Below are 5,800 nucleotides of genomic sequence, written 5' to 3'. Positions count from 1 at the left end.
GCCGCCGCCAACCCGCTCTCCCTGCCCTTTTGTTGCGGGGCCAATGATCAGGCACCCACAAAGCTTGATTGGCCGCACGGATGACCTCGCTACCCTAACTAATTGAATGAGCGGTGCCCAACCCACCAGTATCAACGGGATGGGGGAGCGGCGGATTGGCAAGTCTTCACTGCTCTATCACTTCTGAATTTAAACGGTCGACATTTGCGAGTCGGGGACTTGCACTTGCGACAGCCACTCTTTCAGGCTTTCGCCTTCAATGACTTCAGACTCCAACAGGCTGTGGGTAACGGTTTCCATCAGGTCGCGGTTAGCTGCCAGAATCTTGAGGGCGCGCTGGTGCCCCTCTTCCACCAATTCCTTCACCTCGTGGTCGATTTCCTTCGCGGTTTCGGCGCTGACGGCGCGGCGGGGGTTGGGCATCATGCCGTTGTCTAAAAAGGCTTGTTGGTTGCCGCGATCGTAGGCCAGTGGCCCTAACACCTTGCTCATGCCGTAGGTGGTGACCATTTGTTCCGCTAGATCCGTCGCCCGTTGCAGGTCGTTAGCGGCACCAGTGGTGATGCTGCCAAACACGATTTCCTCCGCCGATCGCCCCCCCAGCAGCGTAGCAATTTGCCCCTTGAGTTCCGCCTCATTGCGCAAAAAGCGATCTTCCGTCGGCAGTTGCAGGGTGTAGCCCAGGGCGGCCATACCGCGCGGCACAATGGAAATTTTCGCCACCTGATCGCTCCCCGGCATGACGGCACCGACGAGGGCGTGACCGACCTCGTGGTAGGCGACGATCTTTTTCTCGGTTTCATTCAGGACGCGGCTCTTTTTCTCCAGTCCCGCGACGACCCGCTCGATCGCTTCCGCAAAGTCCGCCTGCTTGACTGCGTCATGGTTGTTGCGGGCCGCGAGTAACGCCGCTTCGTTCACCAAGTTGGCGAGATCCGCCCCAGCAAAGCCCGGGGTGCGGGTGGCGATCGCCTTCAAATCCACCGTTTCAGCCAGCTTCACCCCCTGAGCGTGAATCGTCAAAATTGCCTCGCGCCCTTTCACATCCGGGCGATCGACCAATACCTGACGGTCAAACCGACCAGGACGGAGGAGGGCCGGATCGAGGGTTTCGGGTCGGTTCGTCGCCGCCAACACAATCACCGTCAGATCCCCCGCGCTAAAGCCATCCATCTCGGTCAGCAGTTGATTCAGCGTTTGCTCGCGCTCGTCGTTGCCGCCGTAAACGCCGCCGGAACTGCGAGATTTGCCAATGGCATCCAGTTCGTCAATGAACACAATGCAGGGCGCTTGTTTTTTCGCTTGTTCAAACAGATCGCGCACCCGCGAGGAGCCGACGCCGACAAACATTTCCACAAACTCGGAGCCGGAAATGCTGAAGAACGGCACCCCTGCTTCCCCGGCCACGGCCTTTGCCAGCAGGGTTTTGCCGGTGCCCGGTGGCCCCACCAGCAGCACCCCCTTGGGAATTTTGGCCCCCAGTTGCGTGAAGCGGCGCGGCGTTTTGAGAAAGTCCACAATTTCCACCAGTTCGGCCTTGGCCTCTTCGACCCCCGCCACATCCGTAAAGGTGGTTTTGGTCGCCTCGTCCTCGACGTAGGCTTTGGCGCGACTTTTGCCAATGGAGAGCACCCCTTGGGAGCCGCCCCCGCTGCGGGCGAGGAAAAATCGCCACACGGCTACGAAAATCAGCGGCGGAATTACCCAGCCCAAAATATTGCCAAACCATTGGTTTTGGGCGGGCACTGCCGCAAATTCCACCCCGTTGTCTTGCAGCACTTGGGGCAGTTGCAGGTCAAAAATCGGCGTGGTTTCGTACACTTGCCCCGGTTCGCCATTGGCGTCGGCCACCTGATAGCGAATCTCGTCCTGGCCGACGGACGCCTTGATCACCTCATGCTCCTGCACCCGGTGGATAAACATGCTGTAGGGTTCGCGGGGCGTCGTTGAGCCAAACGCCTCGGGAAACAGCAGGTTGACGATTAAAAAGGCGGTGCTGAGAAAGAACACCAGATTAATCAACTGGCGCGAGCGGGGCGGTTGGGGCTCTTTTTTGACGGGCATAAAAGTTCTCGGGTGCGACAGGTATCGGGCGGTAGGCGATGAATGACCGCAATGGTGGCAAAGTTCAATTGTACTGCTTGGCGATCTCGCCTCGGCTGACTAATCCGACCTCACGGCCCTAGCCACCGTCATTCGATCATGTCTACTATCGGCGAATCAAAATGCGATACTGCAATCAGTTCGCCGCGCTTTACACTTCTTGATTTTGGCAATGGGCTTATTTCCACCGGGGCGCAAAAACCGTCCGTTTACAGTCGCAAAATCCGCCGCCCACCGTCGGCCCAAACCGGCTAAGCCCAGCGACGCTGTCCCGATCGCTGCTCCGTGGTGGCGATCGCCCTGGCTCTGGGCGGGGCTGGGCGGCGGCCTCATGGGACTGACGCCCGACCCGGTGAACCTGTGGCCCCTAGCGTGGGTGGCGTTAGCCCCCCTGTGGCGAGTGGTGCTGCAACCGGGGCGATCGCCCTCGCTGTGGCGGGTGTTTGGGCTGGGCTGTGTGTGGAGCGGGACGTATCACGGCATTGTGCTGTCGTGGATGACCCATCTGCATCCCCTCACCTGGATGGGGATTCCCTGGCTAGCGAGTTTGGGCATTGCGCTATTTGCCTGGGCCTTCATTACCGGACTGGGGACAGTGACCTTTGGCCTGTGGGCGGTGCTACTGCGGTGGCTGAGCGATCGCTGTCGCCTGAGTTGGGGCGCAAGAATTTTGGTGGGCATCGCGCTCTGGTGCCTGCTGGAAACGCTGCTGAGTTGGGGGCCGTTGGCCTGGCCGTTTCTGTCGTTTACCCAGAGTCCCGGCAACTTGTGGATTTTGCAGTTGGGGCGACTGACCGGCCCAGCGGGAATTACCGCCGCGATCGTGGCGGTGAATGGCTGCTGGGCGGAGATGAGCCTGGGTCAGGGGACTGCCCAACACCGTCGGGCCTCGTCCCAAGGGGCCGCGATCGCGGGCTTGCTATTCCTGTTGACTTTGCACGGTTTGGGGGGTGGGCTCTATCACCAACCTGTGGGCGATCGCCCCGACACCGCCCTCAAAATCGGCCTCATCCAAGGCAACATTCCCACTCGCGAAAAGCTGACCCCCGCTGGCACCCGACAGGCGATCGCCGCCTACACCGAAGGCTATCGTGAACTGGTGGCTCAGGGGGCGGACGCGGTGCTGACGCCGGAAGGGGCGATTCCTGACTTGTGGACGAGTGAGTTACAGCGGCGCAGCCCGATTTTGCAAGCGGTGCGGCAAACTGGCGTACCGCTTTGGCTGGGCACCTTTCGCCCCGTTGGCCCCCTTGCCAATCGTGAGATGACCCAGAGCCTAGTGAACCTCAACGCCCAAGGCGAAGTCACCAGTCAGTACAGCAAGGTCAAACTCGTGCCTCTGGGGGAATACATCCCCTTCGAAGCCACCCTCGGACGGCTGATTTCGCGCCTGTCGCCCGTCAGCAGCAGCTTGCTCCCCGGCAGCACCGACCAGATCTTCGAGACCCCGTTTGGTGCAGCCGCGATCGGCATTTGCTACGAATCGCCCTACAGCGAACTGTTTCGGCGACAGGTCGCCAACGGGGCCGAGTGGATCATGACCGCTTCCAATCATGATCCGTACCCGCCCCGCATGATGCGGCAACATCACGCCCAGGATGTGCTGCGGGCGGTGGAGAGCGATCGCTGGGCGGTGCGCGTTACCAATACGGGCATTTCTGGCGTCGTCACCCCCCACGGCGATACGGTCTGGCTGTCAGAGCCAAATCAGTACGTGACTCACCTGACGCAAATTTATCGTCGCCAAACGCTCACCCCCTACGTGCGCTGGGGCAATTGGCTGACCTGGAGCTTGGGCGCGATCGCCCTCCTCCTCTGTGTCAGCAATCTCCGTACCAAATCCAAGGGGATCGATATGGGCTGAGCCAGGAAAGAGGTCTGCTAAGCGATCGCACAGTTGCGGTGAAAGATTTTGGTCGAAGAGCAGCTTCATGGAGTGATGGTCATCGTGATGCGCTCACGATCAGCGGCGTAGCTCAGGCAGGCCAGGATGTCGGTTTTGGTCAAGTAGGGGAAGTCTTCGAGGATTTCGTCGTAGGTCATGCCGGAGGCGAGGTATCCCAAGACGTCGTAGACGGTAATGCGCATGCCACGAATGCAGGGTTTGCCGCCGCGTTTACCAGGTTCGATGGTGATAATGTCTCGGTACTGCATGAGTGTATCTGGGGTGGGCCGCGTTGGCGTTAGCCTGTCCGGTGGACAAGCGCTCTCTAATTCTAATGATTCCATTTCCCTAACGCGATCGCCGTGAGGTGAGAGGCGATCGCCCTTCCCGAGATCTCCATGTACCCTAGGAAGCCTGATTTGCCATCACCAGTGAAGTAATGGGTAAAGCATTGGTTTCGAGTCGAGAAATGTCAACGACTTTACTGGCATGTTCAATATCCAACCCGACCAGATTTCCTTGGTCATCAAAATCTAAAACAATGCCTGTAGCAACTTCTTGAGAATCAACGCTCGGGATATCTGTCAGGCTGATGTAAAGGGAATCGGTTTCGGGATAGTAATGGAATTTCATCGCTGCGATTCCTTAAAGTTACGGTCGGGGAAGGCGTTCAAGATAGTCTCTCCATCTTCGAGGGTGACAACTCTTAAGTATTTGCCAAGTTCTTCGATAAAGCACCAGTGGCGGATCCGACCATCCGGTTGAACTTCTTTTCTAATGGAATTACATATGGTTCGCTCACACCATTCTCGCTGAAGATACGGGCGTCTGACTAAAACCTGCTCTTCAAAGTAGCGTGTGGTTTTCACAGACCGATCGCCCCTCACCTCCAATGATCTCCTTGACACTACGTTGACGCTAGCCTGCCCAGAGTACGATCTCCCTTCACGCAGATTTACTTCTCGTAAATGTTGCCTCTGAAGTCGATGTCGTAGATGAGCAAAATCTCGATTTCGTTATTGACTAGCGTGAAAATGACTCTAATTTGACCAACTCGTAGCCTAAAGTAGCTTTCCCATTGCCCTTTGAGCTTTTTGATATCTAGCTCTGTGAAAGGAATGATGCCATCTGCTTCAAGAATGCTGTGGAGTTGAAGGATTTTTTGCCGAACTCTTTCAGTGGTTTGGGCGTCGAGCTTCTTCAGAAATTTGACAGCTCGCTTACTGAATTGAACCTCCATGCCGCACCCAATCGGTAAGGTTGATAAGTTCCTCGTCGTCGTAGTCTTCTGGAGAGCCGAAGGAAGCGTCAATTTCAGCTTGTTCTTGGTTACTGACGAAGGGCATCAGCAGTTGACTCAGGTTTAGCCTCTCTTCTCGCAACACTTCTCGTAGACTTTCTTTGATTAGCGCTTTGAGGATGTCAGTTGTCAGGGCATCGGTGGACTCCATAAAATCGGAAACTCCTGAGTGTCTGTACCCACTATCTTAGTTAGGCGTTGGCAGATTGGGAGATTCTACATTGGCGCTGGCCTGTCCAGAGGAGACTTGTTATCGCCATCCCGCGATCGCTCCCCATCTCCCCGAGATCGCCTGCATCCTTCCCGCGATCGCCCTCAACATTCCCCGTGATCGCCCTCATCCCCTCCGAGATCGCCCTCACCATTGCCCGCGATCTCTACTATCCTTAGCCTGATCGCTCTCCATTTCCATAATTGTTTTTACCCCAAACGCGATGGCTCAATAGCTGTTTTGAGGAGTTGGGATGAGCGATGGGATGAGGGTAGCTTGCTAGGATACCGCAGGAGTCGAG

At 57.1% G+C, this 5,800-nt stretch carries 8 protein-coding genes and 1 pseudogene; 2 read left to right on the top strand and 7 right to left on the bottom strand.

The window, feature by feature from the left end:
* Positions 1-189: 189 nt before the first annotated feature.
* Complete coding sequence (gene ftsH4 / locus JUK32_RS13555) at positions 190-2,064, bottom strand: ATP-dependent zinc metalloprotease FtsH4 (RefSeq protein ID WP_204139392.1); 1,875 nt, start codon at positions 2,062-2,064, stop codon at positions 190-192.
* Positions 2,065-2,275: 211 nt separating this feature from the next.
* Here ftsH4 and lnt point away from each other — a divergent pair, with 211 nt between their 5' ends.
* On the top strand, positions 2,276-3,967 hold the full coding sequence (gene lnt, locus JUK32_RS13550; RefSeq protein ID WP_239112641.1) for an apolipoprotein N-acyltransferase: 1,692 nt from the start codon (positions 2,276-2,278) through the stop codon (positions 3,965-3,967).
* On the opposite strand, the pseudogene JUK32_RS28470 reads toward lnt, so the two are convergent.
* The 6 genes and pseudogenes from JUK32_RS28470 to JUK32_RS13530 form a co-directional block, all read right to left on the bottom strand.
* A pseudogene (locus tag JUK32_RS28470) lies at positions 3,944-4,036 on the bottom strand (DUF5615 family PIN-like protein); the annotation flags it as partial. The gene lnt and the pseudogene JUK32_RS28470 sit on opposite strands and share 24 nt — an antisense overlap.
* Entirely contained in the window at positions 4,033-4,257 is a 225-nt protein-coding gene (locus JUK32_RS13545) for a DUF433 domain-containing protein (protein ID WP_204139391.1), read from the bottom strand. The pseudogene JUK32_RS28470 and the gene JUK32_RS13545, both read right to left, overlap by 4 nt.
* A 136-nt stretch (positions 4,258-4,393) precedes the next feature.
* Positions 4,394-4,621, bottom strand: coding sequence for a DUF2283 domain-containing protein (locus JUK32_RS13540; RefSeq protein ID WP_039728443.1), 228 nt, complete (start codon positions 4,619-4,621; stop codon positions 4,394-4,396).
* Complete coding sequence (locus JUK32_RS28725; RefSeq protein ID WP_072041386.1) at positions 4,618-4,857, bottom strand: hypothetical protein; 240 nt, start codon at positions 4,855-4,857, stop codon at positions 4,618-4,620. Before JUK32_RS28725 ends, JUK32_RS13540 begins: the two co-directional genes overlap by 4 nt.
* An 86-nt stretch (positions 4,858-4,943) precedes the next feature.
* The gene (locus JUK32_RS13535) at positions 4,944-5,228 is read right to left on the bottom strand and encodes a type II toxin-antitoxin system RelE/ParE family toxin (RefSeq protein WP_204139390.1); all 285 of its coding nucleotides are present in this window, start codon (positions 5,226-5,228) and stop codon (positions 4,944-4,946) included.
* Positions 5,209-5,439: a hypothetical protein gene (locus tag JUK32_RS13530; protein WP_204139389.1), complete on the bottom strand. Its 231-nt coding sequence runs from the start codon at positions 5,437-5,439 to the stop codon at positions 5,209-5,211. Before JUK32_RS13530 ends, JUK32_RS13535 begins: the two co-directional genes overlap by 20 nt.
* Positions 5,440-5,494: 55 nt before the next feature.
* Between JUK32_RS13530 and JUK32_RS13525 the strand changes: the two genes are divergently transcribed.
* Positions 5,495-5,683 carry a hypothetical protein gene (locus JUK32_RS13525; protein WP_204139388.1) on the top strand — a complete coding sequence of 63 codons (189 nt, stop codon included), beginning with the start codon at positions 5,495-5,497 and terminating at the stop codon, positions 5,681-5,683.
* Positions 5,684-5,800: the final 117 nt, after the last annotated feature.

Source organism: Halomicronema sp. CCY15110 (genome assembly GCF_016888165.1).
In the GTDB taxonomy this organism is placed as follows: Bacteria; Cyanobacteriota; Cyanobacteriia; order Phormidesmidales; family Phormidesmidaceae; genus Halomicronema.
This window is presented reverse-complemented; position numbering and strand designations above follow the sequence as displayed.

What these genes read in the sequence shown, in the direction of transcription:
- ftsH4 (WP_204139392.1), bottom strand. Translation starts at nt 2,064, where the DNA reads ATGCCCGTCAAAAAAGAGCCCCAACCGCCCCGCTCGCGCCAGTTGATT.
- lnt (WP_239112641.1), top strand. Translation starts at nt 2,276, where the DNA reads ATGGGCTTATTTCCACCGGGGCGCAAAAACCGTCCGTTTACAGTCGCA.
- JUK32_RS13545 (WP_204139391.1), bottom strand. Translation starts at nt 4,257, where the DNA reads ATGCAGTACCGAGACATTATCACCATCGAACCTGGTAAACGCGGCGGC.
- JUK32_RS13540 (WP_039728443.1), bottom strand. Translation starts at nt 4,621, where the DNA reads ATGAAATTCCATTACTATCCCGAAACCGATTCCCTTTACATCAGCCTG.
- JUK32_RS13535 (WP_204139390.1), bottom strand. Translation starts at nt 5,228, where the DNA reads ATGGAGGTTCAATTCAGTAAGCGAGCTGTCAAATTTCTGAAGAAGCTC.
- JUK32_RS13530 (WP_204139389.1), bottom strand. Translation starts at nt 5,439, where the DNA reads ATGGAGTCCACCGATGCCCTGACAACTGACATCCTCAAAGCGCTAATC.